Genomic DNA, 656 nt, shown 5'->3' on the forward strand with positions numbered 1-656 from the left:
TTGTTAGATGTTAATTAAATACTCTGTCCATTGTTCGGCCATTGCAGTAGCAATGCCATCGTAGGTTCTACTTCTTATGTGAGCAGTTAAAGGATCATTAAAGGCAAGCCATTTTCCATTATGCATCACTTTGTTTTGTCCTTCTTTGGTTTGATTATTCCAATGGCCACATTTAGGGAGAGGCAAAATGTCTGTTGGTTTCAATTTAGGTAATCCTTTTAACCATAAGCAGGTCTTTTTGCTTTCTGGATGTCCATATTCAAAAGGCTGTATTATTTGGTCTGGCTTTCTGATATATGTAGATAATACTCCCACCGGATTTTCCAAAGCAATGTGGGGTATATCAGCATCAAACAAATCCCACGCAAACATGAGAGCATTATATTGATTCTTCCATCTATCTGGGTTCCCAGGAATGTGTCTGTTACCCGCTATAGTGAGATAGGTACATGGAGGATGACAAATCATTAAATCCCAATCATCATGAAGCAACAATCTAACATCAGCCCTTATGTGCTTACCTTCTTTTTTCGTTTTCTCAGATTCTGTTGGTAGCAAATCGCAAGACCAAGCGTCCCACCCTAATTCTGAGAAAGCATCTCTAACAACTCCGCTATATTCACATGCTACTAATATTCTCATTTGATTCAGTATTT

At 38.3% G+C, this 656-nt stretch carries 1 protein-coding gene; it reads right to left on the minus strand.

Annotation, left to right across the window (positions count from 1 at the left end):
• Positions 1-3: 3 nt before the first annotated feature.
• The coding region (locus tag DW083_RS21940; protein WP_233552331.1) for a hypothetical protein at positions 4-656 on the minus strand (653 nt) is incomplete at its 5' end.

Source organism: Parabacteroides sp. AF48-14, assembly GCF_003477465.1.
GTDB classification, from domain to species: domain Bacteria; phylum Bacteroidota; class Bacteroidia; order Bacteroidales; family Tannerellaceae; genus Parabacteroides; species Parabacteroides acidifaciens.